This window comes from Parabacteroides sp. AF48-14 (assembly GCF_003477465.1).
Classification (GTDB): Bacteria; Bacteroidota; Bacteroidia; order Bacteroidales; family Tannerellaceae; genus Parabacteroides; species Parabacteroides acidifaciens.
In genome coordinates, this window is the sequence record NZ_QUDI01000053.1 from 1 (window position 1) to 17,857 (window position 17,857).

Sequence of the window (17,857 nt, forward strand, 5' to 3'; positions counted from 1 at the left end):
TCCAATTAGGACGGTCATAATCGCCATTACGACCGTCCTAATCTTCGCGAGGTGCCGAGTGCACTACACATTAGCACGGTCGTGGTGGCGATTAGGACGGTCGTAATTGGGGAAAACACTCAAAAAAGAGGAAAAAGTCCCTTTTTGACGGCCAAAATGCGGATTAACATTTGTTCGCTTTTGGAGGCCGAGCGAGAGGCGAAAAGGAGATTTTTACAATAAGCCCCGGATAATTGATAGAGGAATAAGAAAAAAGAAATGAACAAATATATCTGCCAGTTGTTCCTAAAAAGCATTTAAGCGCTATACATACTAAACTAAATTTTACAATCATGGCAAAAGAAAGTGTTAAGATCCTTAAGGACAAATTAGACGTAGACAGCCTGTTGATACAGATGAACGCAGCATTATCCGAAGAATGGTTAGCTTATTACCAATATTGGATCGGTGCTCTGGTCGCAGAAGGGGCCATGCGTGCAAACGTTCAAGCAGAATTTGAAGAACACGCAAAAGAAGAATTGGGACATGCTAAATTGTTGGCAGACCGCATTATCGAACTGGAAGGTGTTCCTGTATTAGACCCGAAAAAATGGTCTGAACTGGCCAGATGCAAATACGACATCCCGACCGACTTCGATGTTGTCAACCTGTTAAACCAGAATGTTTCATCCGAACGTTGCGCGATCGTACGTTATCAGGAGATTGCCGAATTTACAGATGGCAAAGACTTTACGACTTGCGATATAGCCAAACACATCCTGGCTATGGAAGAAGAACATGAACAGGATTTACAAGATTACCTGCGAGATATAGCAAGAATGAAACAGTCACTCTCAGGTAAATAACGTGAGTTCGATATAATATTAGAATAATCTTAGCTGCCCGTCATTGACAAATTGCACATCAATGGCGGGTTTCTTTTCAAAGAAGCAATATGCCGCAATAGCAGACAATACATTTGCAATAAAATATTGAATGACCTGTGCTTGAAATGTTCAATTTGGGCAATATTTTTGAGTTCATCATTCACCGTTTCAATTAAAGCTCTCTTTCTTAATAAAATGCTTGCACACATATTCCAGATAATATGCTGCTATTTAAATACATTATATTTGCTTATTTAGACATAAATGCTTTCATTTGCATCCATTTTATACAATTACTCAAGCTAAATACGGTTTAAACAGAATCCATAAAGGATGTTCATATAGAATATTATGAAGAAAACAAAGCATATATTGGTTTGTACGCTGATTATATGTACAGCTATTTATTGGGGATTCTATTTTATGCCAGTAAGATTTTACTTAATGCCGATAGATGCCTGGGAACGTAAAATATGGATGGGCCCCAGCTCCACACAGAAAGAGGAAAATTATGTAGTTTATAATCACTTATGTAAAAATGAACGAACCCTTATAGATAGTATCATTGCTTTCAATGATAGAACTATCCGGTTAGACTCAATAAAAAAATATCCTGATGGCTATCGCCGAAGCTTTTTCAGAAGAAGTATAATCCTTAATAAAGACTATCGGGAAGAAGCAAATGGCTCGGATATTATATACGACCATTTTGATAAACGCATTCTGTTATTCGAATGGCGAATAATAAATGATACAGTTTATGTCGAGTTCTTTGATAAACGTTGTAAAGTTCCTCTTACCGGTGTTGATAAGGATGCAATATCGATATCCAAACTTTCTGGATTAATTAAAAAAGAATAAAGATAGAACATTAAACTACGGATGCATATATTATTATAAATGATAAATAAGATATTGGACGATTGTAAAGTGAGCAAATATTCAATACTCCTCTCTGCAATATTAAGAAATAAAAATGAATAAAAATGAAACGACAAACTTTTATCAAATTATTATTTATAGCCATTATTATTGTGGGTTGTGAAAATGCGAAGAAAACAAAAGAAGATGTTGTCTCTACAAAAGAAAAGATGCAACAAGTTGAAGACGTAAGAAGTGACACACTTATGCTTACGACTATGAAATTGACAGATAAAGAGTGGCTGGAGGTAAAGTCGAGTTATAATAAGTTAGCGAATGCTTTGGATGAAATAATGAGTGGAGATGATTACGAAGGTAGCCTATATGTAAACCTATCCGGAATAGCAACGTCTAATGATGTTTCGTTGGGAGGAATGATGCTATATTATAAATTGAAGCAGCAAGGCTATCAGTTTTTACCGGATAATGAATATGTAGAACGCATAAAATATGTTTTTGGAATTGATTATAATCATCTTGATACTTTGAATAAAAACAAATTTATAAGCTATAAAGACTACATTGTAGCTTTAAATCCAATGCCTAATATCGATAGCGAGGACAATATACTAAACAAAGAGTTTTATCCATACAGAGAGCATCTGTATTTTTTTAAGAAGTTCAATCTATGTACTGTGCAGATGCCATCTGTTTTATTAATAGAAATGGACGAGAATACAAATAAAGATAATATAAACGTTTACGGAGATTCTATTGATTATCACTGGAATAATTATGTGCTAAATGACAACAAGATTAGTTTTGCCTGGTTATTAAATAATGGGAAAGAAAAGGAATTGAAAGATTTGCTATTCAATTTTGGATATGACAAGGATGATAAAATAAATGAATTAGTATTGAACGATGACAATATGTCTATAATAGATAAATTCATGGGACGTGACATTTATGGAAAGCCCAAAATTCATGAAGGAATACTACGCTTTGTAGAGCGGTTATCTGACGAAAATCATAGTGACTATTTTGTAAAAGCAAGTACATTTGTGGAACAAATTGCATATATTCTTGAACGTGAAGAGAAGAAGCAAAAAAAAATATCCTCAGCTGGAAGGTATGACGCTTGAAGAACGTCATAAAATGATTGCTTATGTAGTCAATACGCTTCAACCTCTGTATGAAAAATATAATGGGCAGAATGGTTATGGCCATTTGGATAAATATAATATTGGAATTGTAGATTGTTTTTGGAGTGCTTTTTTTGACGACCATGAATTACTCAAAGACATCGAAGCAAATGATTGTTATAACTTGCCGAATCTAACCAAACTAATTCAGCAGATAAAACAGGATGAACGTTTCGTCAATAAACAGACTGGAATTATGGAACCGTGGAATTGGTCACCAGAAACCTCTATTCCCAGGGATACTCCTATTTAAACGCTGTCTTATATCGAACTCACGTTAAATAAACATCAACGCCTTACCGTGTCCTGACAAGCTCATCCCGTCATCTCATTCTAATCACTGGAAATCAGTTTAGTCCGAGGTTACAGGTCAAGCCGTTATGACACGCTAAGGCGTTAACGGTTACTTTTTATTTTCAACTGATTATTGGTGTTCCTGACGCAGCAAGTCGTTCACCGTCTTAACCGGGTTGAAAGTTTCGATGGGGACTTCAACGAAGACCGTATTCCAGTCACTCATCGCGCCATTCCACAGGCCGGGCAGTTCCAACGCTTTCAGTTCGCGGCCGTCCTTACTCTTATAGGAGATAAAGCCCGTGTTCTTGTCCACATAATCCGGCAAGTTGAATTTCTCGCCTTTATAGTTCTTCAGTGCACAAACCAGGTCTACGGGGTTAAAGTGCGTGCCCTGTTCGAACATCGCCTTCTTTTCGGGATCTTTCAGGTCGACCTGCGAGCTTTCGAGGATTTGCAGGGAAACAGTTCCATCCTGATTTACCGCCAGGAACGGACCACCGCCGGGCTCACCCACATTCTTCACCATACCGCATACACGCAACGGGCGGTTCAGTTTGCTCTTTATATAAAGAATCAACTCGACATCTTCCAGCAACTTCGTTTCCGGATTCCTTACACACAAGTCTTCCTGCAGGAAGTGGATCATCTCTTCCACCTGGTCATGCGAATACTTGCCGCTGTCGATCAGTTCCAGATATTTGAAGATACGTTCCTGCAAAGAAACCAGCACGCCGGCAATCACCTTCTTGAAGATGACAGTCGAACATTTGAAGCTGTCCGGCACGACATTGTCGATATTCTTCACAAACACCACGTCTGCATCGACATCATTCAGGTTTTCAATCAAAGCCCCATGGCCGCCCGGACGGAACAACAGATTGCCGTTCTTGTCGCGGAACGGATTGTTTTCCATATCGGCTGCAACCGTATCCGTACTCGGTTTCTGGACACTGAAAGAGATATCGTATTTTACGGAGAACTTCTCTTCGTAATCGCCCGTCTTGTCAGCCACCAACTGTTCGAACAACGCCTTGTGTTCCGGCGATACCGTGAAATGGATATTTACCTCGCCGGCATTGTTCTTGGCATACATCGCCCCTTCCGCCAGATGTTCCTCCATCGCCGTGCGGGCAGTCTGCGGATAAGAGTGGAAAAGCAACAAGCCTTTCGGGAGTTGTCCGTAGTTCAGCCCTTTCGGCTCCAATAAAGTGGCGACAATCGTTTTATACTCGCCGTTCGCCATCAAAGCGGGAATATCTTTTACTTCGTTATGAATACAAGCCTTATTCAACGCATCATAGAAAGCGAATTTCTTGATTTCGTCGAAGAACTTCTTTTCAAACGCATTCTGAGGCTCGTTGTAGTCGGCAGACAAGAACTCATACAGGTTCTTGAACATACGGCTTGCCGCACCGGATGCAGGCACGAACTTCACAATCTTCTTATTCTTTGCCAGATAAGCATCCCAGCATCCATATAAGTCGCCTGTTTTTCCTGCGGGATCACCATGATTCCTTTCTCCACCGAGGCCGAAGCCGTAATTTCCAGGAACGGGAATCCTTTTACGAAGCATGCCAACTGCTCTTCGATCTGTTGCTCGCTGATGCCTTTAGCTGCCAGTAACTCTAAGTCTTTTGCGTTTAACATAGTATATCGTTTTAATGAGTTAATAATCAGATACGCGACAAAGCCCTTCCGGACTTTGTATATCGCAAATGTATAAAAATACCATTAGAATTGCGCTGATATTCGCAGAAAAACTTACTTTTACGGTATGTTTTACGGACCGCTCCCGAAAAGGCGGTAAAAAGACAGACAACTATGGATATACAACCGTTCTTTACCGAAGAGGAGAAAAAGCAGTTTTTCTGCAAGTATAAGCAACTACTACGCCATCTATACTCTTTCCTGCAAAAAGAAGACCTGAGTAAGATGAAGGAACTGATGCAGCGTGTTGTGGCCCTGGATTGTTACGGACGAGACAAAAACGGCATTAACGGCCTGTTACGTAATATCGACACGGCACTGATCGCCACCGTAGAGATCGGGCTGAAACGCACATCGGTCATCGCCCTGCTGCTTTACCGCCCGGTGCTGAAAAAGATCATTACGCTGGACGAAGTAAAGGATACGTTCGATGACGACGTCGCCCTGATCATCAGGCGGCTGCTGAAAACATCCGACCTTTACGCCCGCAACACGGCGGTCGACTCGGAGAACTTCCACAAGCTGCTCTTCTCGTTTGCAGAAGACGTACGCGTGATCCTGATTATGATTGCCGACCGCCTCTGCCTCATGCGCCTCGGCAAACAGCTCAGGAACGACGAGGACCGCAAACGGTTAGCGACGGAAGTGTCTTACCTGTATGCGCCGCTTGCCCACCGCTTAGGACTTTATACGATCAAGAGCGAACTGGAAGACTTGTCGCTGAAATATACCGACCGCAAGCAATACGACTTTATCAAACGGAAGCTGAACGAGACGAAGCGTTCGCGCGACGCCTACATCGCCGAGTTCATCGCCCCGATCCAAAAGAAGTTGCAGGAAGCCGGCCTCCGGTTCGACATCAAAGGGCGCACCAAGTCTATCCATTCCATCAACAACAAGTTGAAGAAGCAGGACATCCCGTTCGAAGGCATCTACGACCTGTTTGCCATCCGCATCATCCTCGACACGCCGCTTGAAAAGGAACGTTCGGAATGCTGGCAGGTTTATTCCATCGTCACCGATATGTACCAGCCGAACCCGAAGCGCATGAAGGACTGGATCTCCATCCCGAAGACAAACGGCTACGAGAGCTTGCACATCACCGTCATGGGCCCGCAGAACAAATGGGTGGAAGTGCAGATCCGTACCCGCCGCATGGACGAGATCGCCGAACGCGGCCTGGCTGCCCACTGGAAATATAAAGGCGTGAAAGAGGAGAACGGCCTGGACGAATTTCTGAACACCGTCCGTGCCGCATTGGAGACGAAGGAGAATAATCCGCTCGACCTGATGCAGGACTTCAAGATGGACCTCTACAAAGACGAAATATATGTCTTCACCCCGACCGGCGAACTGATTAAGTTAGCCAAAGGGGCGACTGTGCTCGACTTCGCTTTTGCCATCCATACCAAGTTAGGCTGCAAATGCGTCTCGGCAAAGGTAAACGGGAAGAATGTACCTATTAAATATGTATTGAATAACGGCGACTCGGTCTCCATCGTCACCGCGCCGACCCAGACGCCGAAACGCGACTGGCTGAACATCGTCGTCACTTCCAAAGCGCGTGTAAAGATCAAACAGGCGCTCCGCGAAGAGACGGCCAAAGCGGTAGACTTTGCCAAAGAGATGCTGCAACGCCGCTTCAAGAACCGGAAGATCGATATGGACGAACCAGTCCTGATGCGTTATATCAAGAAGAAAGGTTTCAAGACCGTCACCGACTTCTACGTCGAGATTGCCGAAGAACGCCTCGACCCGAACCAGGCGATCGACGAATACCTGGAACAACTCCGCCGCGAAACGGAGATAAACGACCATACCGAAGTCCGGAGCGCCGAAGAATACATCACGACAACCGAAGCGGAAGAGATCGCCTCTAACAAGGATGTCCTGGTGATCGACAAAAACCTGACGGGCATCGAATACAAACTGGCGAAATGCTGCAACCCGATCTACGGGGACGAAGTCTTCGGTTTCGTCTCCACGCAAGGCATCAAAATACATCGCATGGACTGCCCGAACGCACAGGAGATGTTCAGCCGCTTCGGCTACCGCATCATTCAGGCGAAATGGAGCGGCAAGGGAGATAATGGCTACATCGTAACGCTCCGCGTGATCGGCCGTGACGACATCGCAATTGTCACCAACATCACGTCCGTCATCAGCAAAGAAGCCGGCGTCTCGCTCCGCTCCCTCAACATCGACTCGGTAGACGGCATCTTCCAAGGCAACTTCACCGTCACAGTGCGCGACACTACGACGCTGAACATGCTCACCAAGAAGATCAATGCTGTAAAGGGGGTGAAAACGGTGGAGAGATTGAACTCTTGACACTTTTCCCCACAACCATTTCAACTACCAGTTCCCGCGCTTGACGCGGGATCGCAAAGAGACTATCCCTATCAATCAGCTATTTATACTGCCGGTTCTACTGCGATCCCGCGTCAAGCGCGGGAACAAGCGTTTCTATCCTCCTATCTGTTAACTTTTTCATCCTTGCATCTTAGCTCTTTCACTTCTATCCTTTAGCACTTTCTATGTTGTCCGCAAGTTGTCCGCTTGGCGCCGAACGATCGTTCGCTTGCCGCCGGACGATCGTTCACCGCCAAGCGGACGATCGTTCACTGGGCGGCGGACGATTAATTGTATATCAGAAAAGAGGTAATGGAATGTGATGGATGAGTTAAAATATAAGGATGAAACAGGAAACCGTATGGCTGACACAAGCACAGCTCTGCACGTTGTTCGGGAAATCCAAAGCGACAATAAGCAAACACATTAAACATATCTTTGAAGAGGGAGAACTAAATCCTGATGCAGTTGTTCGGAAATTCCGAACAACTACTCAACAAGGCACACAGTTCCGTACCTAGGCCACACAAAGGCTTCGCGAATACATTATCAAAGGCTTTGCCCTCACTTCCCAACCGGTTTAAGTCCCATCTTCTCCGCCCTCTGTAGCATAAAGGCATGGGCGGCTTCGTGTTCGTTGGGGATCACGCCGTCGAGGATCGCGTTCTTGATCGCTTCTTTCAGCACACCGACCGGCTGCGAAGGCGGCAGGCCGAAAGTTTCCATGATCTCCTCTCCTGTTACAGGCGGCTGGAAATTGCGGACGCGGTCTTTCTCTTCGATCTCGGCGAGCTTGCTGCGGACTTTCTGGAAGTTGGCAAGGAAGCGGCGCACCTTTTCGGGGTTCTTGCTGGTGATATCGGCTTCGCAGAGCTTCATCAAGTCGTCTATGTCGTCTCCCGCATCAAACAGAAGGCGGCGGATAGCGGAATCCGTCACTTCGTCGTCCGACAAGGCAATCGGACGCATGTGCAGACTGACCATCTTCTGAACATACTTCATCTTCTCGTTCATCGGCAACTTCATCTTGCGGAAGATACCGGGAATCATCTTTTCCCCGATGAAATTATGGTTGTGGAACGTCCAGCCTAAACGCGGGTCGAAACGTTTCGTCGCCGGTTTGGCGATGTCATGGAAAAGCGCACTCCAGCGGAGCCACAGGTTATCGGTCGTCTTGCTCAGGCGGTCGAGCACCATCAGCGTGTGAGCGAAGTTGTCTTTATGCCCGATGCCTTCTTTCGTCTCCACTCCTTTCAGGGCGCAAAGTTCCGGAAAAATCAAAGGCAACAAGCCGCAACGGTCCAGCAGGTCAAAGCCGACAGAGGGCTTGGGCGAGAGGACGATCTTATTCAATTCATCCACAATGCGCTCCTTGGAGATGATAGAGATACGCTCCTTGTTACGCTCGATCGCATCAAACGTGTCGGGATCGATAAAAAAGCCTAACTGGGTGGCGAACCGGACGGCACGCATCATGCGCAACGGGTCGTCGCTGAACGTAATATCCGGGTCGAGCGGCGTGCGTATCAGCAGGTTATCCATATCGGTCAGTCCGTCGAACGGATCGACAAGCTCGCCGTAGCGGTCTTTGTTCAGGCAAAGGGCCAAGGCGTTGATCGTAAAGTCACGGCGGTTCTGGTCGTCCTCGAGCGTACCGTCTTCGACAACCGGTTTGCGGCTATCGTGTGTATAAGACTCTTTGCGTGCACCGACAAACTCCAGTTCCAGATCGCCGGCTTTCACCTGTGCCGTGCCGAAATTCTTGAATACGGAAAGGTGGGCGCCGCGTCCCAACTTCCTGGCCACTACTTTTGCCAGTTCAATACCGCTGCCTACGGCTACAACATCGATGTCTTTGGACGGACGGCGCAGAAAAATATCCCGCACATAGCCGCCTATCACATAAGCCTCAACCCCTAACTCGTCCGCCGCTTCCGAAACCAACCGGAAGGGCTTCGCTGAAATATGTTTTAATATGTCTTCTTGCTCTATATACATAAATACTATTTATTTATCCTTTTCCGATAAATTGCCTGCAAAGATAATCAAATTCTTGCGGGGAGAGTAGTATATTTGCGCCCCGTTAGATACAAATAACTTATACATACATGAACACAACAGTAGCCATTATATTCGGAGGGAAATCAGCCGAACATAAAGTTTCATTAAAGTCCGCAACGAATATATTCAATGCCATCGACAGGACTAAGTTCACCCCATTATTGATCGGGATAGACAAAGCCGGCAATTGGTTCTATAACACCGGTTACGAAACCGAGAACATAGACCTGGCCAATCATGATTATTTCACAGACGCAACGCCAGTTTACCTGTCTCATTCCGCCAATGATTCCATTCATGTTGTCAGCCTCGAAGCCAACACTATCCTAACCGGTTTTCATCTTGCATTTCCAATCATACACGGAACAAATGGAGAAGACGGGACCTTGCAAGGATTACTCAAATCCATGAATATTCCTTTTGTCGGTCCCGATGTATTAGGTTCTGCCATAGCAATGGACAAGGATGTAGCGAAACGCCTGCTGAAAGCGTTCGGTATCCCTGTCGCCAACTCCTATACATTATATAGACATAAACCTCTTGAACATTCATTTACTGAAATCACATCCACGTTAGGACTTCCCCTTTTCATCAAGCCGGCAAACGCAGGTTCTTCGGTAGGAGTAAGCAAAGTAACGGACGAAAATGAGTTCAAGGCAGCTTTATCGACAGCTTTTCAATATGATAATAAAATCCTGATAGAAGAGGCCATTATAGGAAAGGAAATCGAATGTGCCGTTTTAGGCAACGAACAATTGCGCGCATCTGTTGTCGGAGAGATTGTAGCGACTAAAGATTTCTATTCTTATGACGCCAAATATATAAGTTCGTCCGGAGCCAGACTGCAAATACCCGCCGAGATAGACGAAGCTCTTTCCAATGAGATCAGAGAATGCGCAATAAAAGCCTGCGAAACAATTTGTTGCGAAGGGATGTCACGAGTCGACTTCTTCCTTACAAAGGATAATAAGTTCGTATTGAACGAGATCAACACTTTGCCCGGATTCACTGAAATCAGCATGTATCCGAAGCTCTGGGAACAAACCGGCATTTCATATACAAATCTGATAACAGAACTGATCTCATTAGCTCAGCAAAGACACAGCCGTGATTGCAGCCTATCGATAGAAATGTAAGATCGAATCTACTCTTTTTCAGTTTTTATGTCTACTTTTGAAACGGATTAAGAGAATAAGAAATAGACAATTAAGATTTATCATAATGAAGAAGTCAGCAATCTGTATAGCACTTGCAGCCGTAACACTGACCGGTTGCAGCAATGACGAAAAGAAAGCACAGGCACGGCTGGACAGTGCCCGGAATATGTATGAACGGAACGAACTCTTTGCCGCCAAGAGCGAGATAGACAGTATCCGCATCCTGTATCCGAAAGAATTCAAGGTTATCCGCGAAGGTCTGACCTTGATGCGCCAGGTGGAACAAAAAGAGGCGGAGCGCAACCTGGCCTTTTGCGACAGTCTGATTCCGATCCGGCAACAGGAGTTGGAAGGTCTGAAGAAAGGCTTCAACCTGGAGAAAGACTCCGCCTACAACGAGATCGGCAACTACGTCTCCAAACAGCAGACTATCGAACGTAACATCCAACGCTGTTACATCCGTTCGGGTGTAAACGAGAAAGGCGAAATGTATCTGGCAAGCGTCTATTTCGGAGCCAACCCGCTCAACCATACTGGCATCAAGCTGAGTACGAAGGACGGACTTTTCGCCGAAACTCCCGCTATCCCTTATGACGGTGGTTTGAACTACCGATTCAAGGATTTGGGAAATACAACGGAAGTTGTCACCTATCAGGGAGAGAAATGTGAAGATGCTGTCAAGTTCATCTTTGCCAACCAGAAAGAGCGTATCAAAGTGGAATATACCGGCGGCAAACCTTATGTTCTCTATATAGCCGATGCCGATAAGAAAGCAATTGCTTCGACTTATGAACTGGCAACAGTATTAAGCGACATTGAGAAACTGACGAAAGAGAAGGAAAAGGCGATCAAAAAACTGGCATATCTGGAAAAGAAACTTTCGGGCGGGGAATAAGAGTTCCCGTTCTATCATAGCCATAAAGAAAGGCGGCTCCCGTTACCGGAAGCCGCCTTTTCTATTATCGGATTATAATTCTTTACTTTACAATTACTTTATAAGTGGTATCACCTTCCACTGTTACCAGTACAATGCCTGATGTTGCCGGCATAGAGAAGTATTCGGAACTTGCTCTGCGAACACCGATTGTCTGACCCAGGATATTGGACAGCATAATCTTTTTGCCGGAAGCATTCGTTACGATTACCTGGCCGTCACTGCTGATTACCTTAATTTCAGAAACGTTTATTTCTTCATTAGGAGTCGGAGCGGAAGCAGTTTCAACTTCGAATGCTACGTGCGGGAATTTTTCCAATACTACAAATCCATTCACTATGCCAACATACGGCTTGCCCTCATTCTTCAATTCCTTGTAGTTTTCCAAGAGATATCCGCCATGCTCATTAACTTTGAAAGCAAATAAAGCCGGACTGTCTTTCATTGTCTTGATTGTGTCATTATCCTCTACGAACATCGCATACTTATCATAGTCTATCCCTGTGAAAGAAGTATCTTTTACCGACATATAATAGCGTGTTCCTGTCTCGCTACCTGAAGAGATGAGATAGAGTTGCTTGCCGGCAACCATCGTATCCGGTTCAACCCACAAACTGAAATTATCTTTTTCGTAAGTAGCTTTCGTGATCTCACTAGTTTCCGTTTTCATCTGTGCAAAAAGATTAAGCGGATTCATGACCAAAGAATTACCATCAGAAACCAATCGCTTATGTCCGGCTTCAAATGTTGCATATTCGGGCGCATCTACAGGTGCTATATTCACAATTGTCTTAGTGCTCGTCAATTGCAGGTTGGAAGTGTTGACATCAATTCCTACATACTTGTTGTCAGCATCGGTTGCCATTGAATAGAATTGTCCGTTGGCATCAGACAGGAAACGGAAAGAAAGAGGAGTTGATGTCGTCGAGAACTTCAATACATCCTTTTCTTCGTCTTTAGCCACTTTACCATCCAGGAAATAACCTCCCAATTGATAAGGAATCACCGAAACAGTATCTCCCAATTGTTTGGCTCCTGCCACTTTTACAGGTTTCATCGGGAACAATTTAAAGAGCTGCATATCTACTGCACTACCCTTCAATATAGAATCGCTTGCATACATAAACAGTTCCGGTACACCAGGAGTTGCGGAAAAGAGGCTCAGGTAATATCCCTTATTCACCAAATCCTGTTCGGATGCGACAAACGAACCTAAATATTTGTTCTTCAGATCAACATTCATCTGTTCAACTGTGATGGAATCGCTTCCAATCAAGTAAGTGTCCTCCATCCCTTGCACTGCGAACACTTCCTTATCTAAAATCAGGTCAGAATCCGACTCACGGTCCACAATAGAATATTTGCCATTGTTTTCTTTAATATACCATTGCCCTCTCACTTGATTGACCGACGGAACACTGTCACCTCCCATAAAGGCCTTCTTTGCAACATAATACTTGCCATTGTCGGCACCCTTACTTCCTTTCTTCAAGAAATAAACGCCGGAACCTGTCGGAATCGTAACAGGAGTGCCCTTTGCGACTCCAATCATAGGAAGTTTTCCCTGTATAGGCTGGGCATTTGCTCCAAACTTAGAAACAGTTAAAACCTTGGTATTACCGGTTTGAGCATAAACAACACGAACTGTATCACCCTCTGCTTCTTTAACTTTTAAATCGTCTTCAAAATCAGGAGCACCTGCTACAAACATAGCAATTGAATCATTCTGCAAATTAACAACAAATTTAAAATGCTGACAAAGTTCATTCGGACGCAAAACTTTGCGAGTTGAATCCAAAGCGAACCCTGCACCAAACACATTCTGCTGATTGTTAATTGTTGTTTTGAGTGTATCAACACCTAAAAACTTCTTTACTCCATTTGAATAGGCTTCATCACCTTTCACTTGTAGAGTCATAAAACCGTTATTCCCTACAGAATTGGCAATCAAATCTTTGCCAGTAAAGATATTTCCTTCATATTTATCATCAAATATTAGTTGGAATGTGCTGAAGCCATCACCAAGATCTTGTGGAGTCATGGTCATTGTGTCAGGCTCAGTGACTGTCAGGTCCAAAGCTTCCCCAGTAAAAGCAACACTGCCATCATCATTTAAAGCTAATATCATTTTACTGCCGTCACTTAGTGAAGCACTTAAACCTCCTCCATCTGTAAACGTCCATTTATCCACACCTGCCGCTAAAACCGGTTTAGCCTCTTGAGATGCAGCAAATGACAAAACAGCATTCGTTTTTTTATTTTTAAACTGATAAACAGTTCCTGCCGTTTCATTTATTCCTGTAATTTCCCATAAAGCAGAATCACGAGCTGCTTTATTTACATCAACAAATGAAGGGATTGTTTTTACGACAACAGAATCAGACTTATTTCCATCCAGCGACAAATACTTATCATTACCATTTTTCAAGTAATAATAATTACCAGCAGTCCAATCTTTACTTGGATTATCATCTGCCGCATTCGCCGCAGTAAAAGTTCCTACTGTCATCAAAGCCGCAGCTAAAAGTGTAAAATGTTTATTCATATGCAAATTGTTTAATCATTCAATTACTTAACAGTGACAAAGATATAAAACTTCAGTTTCATAAGCTTATAATAAAAGCCAAAAGATACTTATCATAGGACATACTGTACAAAAACACGATTATTCATGCTATAAATAAAAAAAGCCCGTCATCGGAATGACGGGCCAGGAATTGTTTTTCTCTTATAATCAAATAATAATACTAAAGCAATGAAATAAAGTTCTAAATATCTTGTATTCATTAAATCATTAATGATTGCTTTCTTTTTTATTGATTGACAAAGATAAATCTTTTTGTTTAAAATTGCGTCTTCCCTGAAGACACCGAACCAAACCTATCGATTATTGAACAAATCCTTTTCTTTTAAGGACAAATCAGTTATTAGCCCGATGTACAGTAAGTTGCGGGAATGGGAAGTTGATACCTTCGGCATTGAATGTCTCATAAACTGCCTGATTTATCCCGAAATAAACATCCCAGTAATCCGAGCTTTTCACCCACACACGAACGACAACATTCACACTGCTATCTGCCAAAGCGTGCAAAGCAACAAAAGGTGCCGGATCAGTCAAAACGCGGGAATCACGTGAAAGGATCGTTTCAATCACCTGTTTTACTTTATTATAGTCTTCCCCATAATCGACACCGAATGTCCAATCGACGCGACGGGTATCCTGCCGGCTGAAGTTCGTAACCGCTCCACTGCTCAACGAACCATTCGGGATATAAACCGTTTTATTGTCCGGCGTCGTCAATATAGTGTGGAAGATCTGTATCTCTTTGACAGTCCCTCCTATCCCTTGCGCCTCGATATAATCTCCGACTTTAAAAGGCTTGAACAGAAGAATAATCAATCCTCCCGCGAAGTTGGCCAGGTTACCGCTTAAAGCCATACCGACAGCGACACCGGCAGACGCAAGCAAAGCTGCAAACGAAGTCGTCTGAACACCTAAAGCCCCGACAACCGAGATTATCAATAAAATAGTCAGTACGACATTCACCAGACTCCCGACAAAACTCTTTACCGAAGGCTCGATATCGCGCTTCAATAAGACTCTTTTAATCAGTTTATTCACCAGATTAATCAGTAGTCGTCCGACTATAAAAACTAAAAACGCCTTAATCAGCGTCCATCCTAATGCCGCCCCTTGGGTCATCAGGGAATTTAAAATACCTTCCACTCCATGTGAAAAGTCAATGGCTGCTAAAATCATAATTATTTATATTTATTGAATTTCTTACTATTCATACAACAATCAAACGTTCAAAAAGTATTAGAATTTGTAGCAAAGGTATAAAGTTTTTTTATTCAGACGAAGAAACCGATTTTATTATGTAGTTTTGCATCCGATCGAATAACTGATATAAACAATAGAGAATGAGGACTTTCTTGATTATTATAGGTTTGTTCCTGTTTATGGGAAACAGCTTTGCACAGTCTTATGAAGAGCTGATTGAGAAAAGCTATGATTTTGTCGACAAAAATGATTTGGTATCCGCAGAAGAAAGTCTCAAAGCCGCTATGCGCAAAGAACCGGCAAACCCGCTGAATTACGCCTTGCTCACCAACTTAGGTACTATACAGCGCCGGCAGGGAAAGTTGGAGGATGCACTCATATCCTATACCTCCGCATTGAGCGGCCATACCAATAACATCACCATTCTGGAAAACCGGGCATCCCTCTATACGGAATTAGGCGAAACAGAAAAGGCTTTGAACGACTACAACACGTTGCTGATTGAAAATCCCGAGCATCAAGAAGCGCTTTATTGCCGCGGATTACTCTATATCCAACAGAAGAATTACATGTGGGCGGAACAGGACTTCGACAAGATTCTACAGATAAACGAAAAATCCGTCCGTGCCCGTCTTGGTCATGCTATTCTGGAAAAGATGCGTGGCAACTATACCGAAAGCGAACGGATTTTCAATTACCTGATCGGTGAAATGCCTCGCGATTGGGTCCTGTACGAAGGACGGGCAGACCTGTATTTTATGATGGGAAAGAATGCACGTGCCATGGCGGACATCGAAAAAGTATTTACTGAAAGCGAACCGAGTGCAGCTCTCTACGTGCTGAGAGGCAAGATTAAATTGGCACAGTACGAAAAGGAACGGGCAGCCATCGACTTTAAGAAAGCCGAATCGATGGGATATGATAAAGAGGTAATCAAGGAGTTAATGAAACTTGCCAAGTAATAAATAAAAAGGACGCAGACTCTGAGAAATCTGCGTCCAATAGAAAATTCTTATTTCTTTGCGATATAGTCGGCAATCCAGTCGCCGACTTCGCTTGTTGTATAGGATTTTGCACCGTCGGCGATATCTTCGGTAACGAAACCTGCATCCATGGAGGCAGCAACCGCTTCACGAATCAAAGCACCTTCTTCCATCAGGTTGAAAGCATATTCAAGCATCAAAGCTCCACTCAGGATAGTAGCCAACGGATTGGCAATGTTCTTTCCGGCAGCCTGCGGCCATGAACCATGAATCGGTTCGAATACGGAAGTATGGACGCCGATAGAAGCGGAAGGCAGCATACCTAACGAGCCGGTGATAACCGAAGCCTCATCCGTCAGAATGTCTCCGAACATGTTTTCCGTAACCATCACATCGAAGCTCTTCGGCCACTGAACCAACCGCATGGCAGCATTGTCGACAAACATAAATTCGGTTTCCACATCCGGATATTCCTTTGCGATCTCCTGTGCGACCTGACGCCACAAGCGGGAAGTAGCCAAAACATTCGCCTTATCCACAACCGTCACTTTCTTACGGCGTTTCTGCGCATACTGATAAGCCAAACGAACGATACGGTCGATTTCCTCACGGCTGTAAACACAAGTATCATAGGCCGTATTTCCATCTTCGCTCCGGCCTTGCGGACGTCCGAAGTACATGCCGCCTGTCAGTTCACGGATACACATAAAGTCCGCACCTTCCACCAATTCGGCGCGCAGCGGAGATTTATGCAGCAATGAAGGGAATGTCGTAACCGGGCGGATATTGGCAAACAGGCCCAGTTTCTTGCGCATCCCTAACAGTCCCTGTTCGGGACGTACTTTAGCAGACGGATCGTTATCATATTTAGGAGAGCCGATAGCGCCGAAATAAACAGCATCGCTCTGCATACAGAGTTCGTGCGTTTCGTCGGGATAAGGATTACCTACGGCGTCGATCGCGCAGGCACCTACCAACGCTTGTTTGTAACTCAGGTCATGGCCATATTTCTGGCAGATGGCCTTAACGGCTTTCATTCCTTGCTCGATAATCTCGGGACCGATTCCGTCACCGGGGAGCAGTGCAATATTCAATTTCATATAAATAATTTATTAATTTGCGAATATGCCAATGTGCCAATGAAAAGCCAATGCACCCACTAATTGGCACATTGGCATATTGTTTATTGGCACATTCTTATTCTCTTTTAAAATAGACATATTTAGGTTCTGTGGGGACATAGCTGTCATCATCCCACAGTGTGCTTGTGATCATCAGATCGGCACTGTAACGGTTACAGGCAATAGGTACGTTATGAACGCGGCATTGGCGAAGCAACATCTGGATATCGGCTTCGTGCGGCTGTGGGTTCAGGTCGTCGATCAGGAATACGGCAAGGTCGATTTCTTTACGCACTACCATTGCTGCTATCTCAGCATCGCCACCGAGCGGGCCGGAATGCATACAGGTTATTTCCGACTGTACACCTTTTTCTTCCATAGCCTGTCGAACCAAACCTCCGGTTGTTCCGGTACATACAATGTAATGATGGGACAGAAATTCAGCATTGTGAACAGCCCATTCTACCATGTCAGCCTTACGGTTGTCGTGCGCTACAAGCGCGATTGTTAACTTCTTCATAACTTCAAT

The 17,857-nt window shown here is 44.1% G+C and carries 13 protein-coding genes and 2 pseudogenes; 8 read left to right on the top strand and 7 right to left on the bottom strand.

Annotated elements, in window-relative coordinates; genetic code table 11:
- Positions 1-332 precede the first annotated feature (332 nt).
- Positions 333-845, top strand: a complete 513-nt coding sequence (locus tag DW083_RS19080; RefSeq protein WP_122333497.1) for a ferritin-like domain-containing protein — start codon at positions 333-335, stop codon at positions 843-845.
- 18 nt (positions 846-863) lie between these two features.
- Here DW083_RS19080 and DW083_RS19085 read toward each other — a convergent pair.
- A pseudogene (locus tag DW083_RS19085) lies at positions 864-1,063 on the bottom strand (transposase); the annotation flags it as partial.
- 154 nt (positions 1,064-1,217) lie between these two features.
- On the opposite strand from DW083_RS19085, the gene DW083_RS19090 reads away from it, so the two are divergent.
- From DW083_RS19090 to DW083_RS19100, 3 genes are all read left to right on the top strand, one after another.
- The gene (locus DW083_RS19090; protein ID WP_122333498.1) at positions 1,218-1,727 is read left to right on the top strand and encodes a hypothetical protein; all 510 of its coding nucleotides are present in this window, start codon (positions 1,218-1,220) and stop codon (positions 1,725-1,727) included.
- 125 nt (positions 1,728-1,852) lie between these two features.
- Entirely contained in the window at positions 1,853-2,872 is a 1,020-nt protein-coding gene (locus tag DW083_RS19095) for a hypothetical protein (RefSeq protein WP_122333499.1), read from the top strand.
- Positions 2,820-3,185: a hypothetical protein gene (locus tag DW083_RS19100; protein WP_147382169.1), complete on the top strand. Its 366-nt coding sequence runs from the start codon at positions 2,820-2,822 to the stop codon at positions 3,183-3,185. Before DW083_RS19095 ends, DW083_RS19100 begins: the two co-directional genes overlap by 53 nt.
- A gap of 171 nt (positions 3,186-3,356) precedes the next feature.
- Here DW083_RS19100 and DW083_RS19105 read toward each other — a convergent pair.
- Positions 3,357-4,876 (bottom strand): annotated as a pseudogene (locus DW083_RS19105) (DUF4301 family protein).
- A gap of 174 nt (positions 4,877-5,050) precedes the next feature.
- Between DW083_RS19105 and DW083_RS19110 the strand changes: the two are divergent.
- On the top strand, positions 5,051-7,267 hold the full coding sequence (locus tag DW083_RS19110; protein ID WP_122333501.1) for a bifunctional (p)ppGpp synthetase/guanosine-3',5'-bis(diphosphate) 3'-pyrophosphohydrolase: 2,217 nt from the start codon (positions 5,051-5,053) through the stop codon (positions 7,265-7,267).
- 585 nt (positions 7,268-7,852) lie between these two features.
- Here the strand turns inward: DW083_RS19110 and DW083_RS19120 are convergent.
- Positions 7,853-9,286 carry a CCA tRNA nucleotidyltransferase gene (locus DW083_RS19120; protein WP_122333502.1) on the bottom strand — a complete coding sequence of 478 codons (1,434 nt, stop codon included), beginning with the start codon at positions 9,284-9,286 and terminating at the stop codon, positions 7,853-7,855.
- A 110-nt stretch (positions 9,287-9,396) separates the two neighbouring features.
- Between DW083_RS19120 and ddlA the strand changes: the two genes are divergently transcribed.
- On the top strand, positions 9,397-10,485 hold the full coding sequence (gene ddlA / locus DW083_RS19125) for a D-alanine--D-alanine ligase (RefSeq protein WP_122333503.1): 1,089 nt from the start codon (positions 9,397-9,399) through the stop codon (positions 10,483-10,485).
- Positions 10,486-10,570: 85 nt separating this feature from the next.
- The gene (locus tag DW083_RS19130; protein WP_115500117.1) at positions 10,571-11,401 is read left to right on the top strand and encodes a hypothetical protein; all 831 of its coding nucleotides are present in this window, start codon (positions 10,571-10,573) and stop codon (positions 11,399-11,401) included.
- An 82-nt stretch (positions 11,402-11,483) separates the two neighbouring features.
- Here DW083_RS19130 and DW083_RS19135 read toward each other — a convergent pair whose 3' ends face one another.
- Complete coding sequence (locus DW083_RS19135; protein ID WP_122333504.1) at positions 11,484-13,985, bottom strand: DUF6383 domain-containing protein; 2,502 nt, start codon at positions 13,983-13,985, stop codon at positions 11,484-11,486.
- A gap of 375 nt (positions 13,986-14,360) precedes the next feature.
- Positions 14,361-15,143: a mechanosensitive ion channel family protein gene (locus DW083_RS19140; protein WP_233547782.1), complete on the bottom strand. Its 783-nt coding sequence runs from the start codon at positions 15,141-15,143 to the stop codon at positions 14,361-14,363.
- A gap of 221 nt (positions 15,144-15,364) precedes the next feature.
- Here DW083_RS19140 and DW083_RS19145 point away from each other — a divergent pair, with 221 nt between their 5' ends.
- The gene (locus DW083_RS19145) at positions 15,365-16,186 is read left to right on the top strand and encodes a tetratricopeptide repeat protein (protein ID WP_122333505.1); all 822 of its coding nucleotides are present in this window, start codon (positions 15,365-15,367) and stop codon (positions 16,184-16,186) included.
- Between the two features lie 50 nt (positions 16,187-16,236).
- On the opposite strand, the gene leuB is transcribed toward DW083_RS19145, so the two are convergent.
- Positions 16,237-17,307 (bottom strand): 3-isopropylmalate dehydrogenase, encoded by a 1,071-nt coding sequence (gene leuB, locus DW083_RS19150; protein ID WP_122333506.1) that lies wholly within the window; start codon positions 17,305-17,307, stop codon positions 16,237-16,239.
- 97 nt (positions 17,308-17,404) lie between these two features.
- On the bottom strand, positions 17,405-17,848 hold the full coding sequence (locus DW083_RS19155; protein WP_115500122.1) for a methylglyoxal synthase: 444 nt from the start codon (positions 17,846-17,848) through the stop codon (positions 17,405-17,407).
- Positions 17,849-17,857 lie beyond the last annotated feature (9 nt).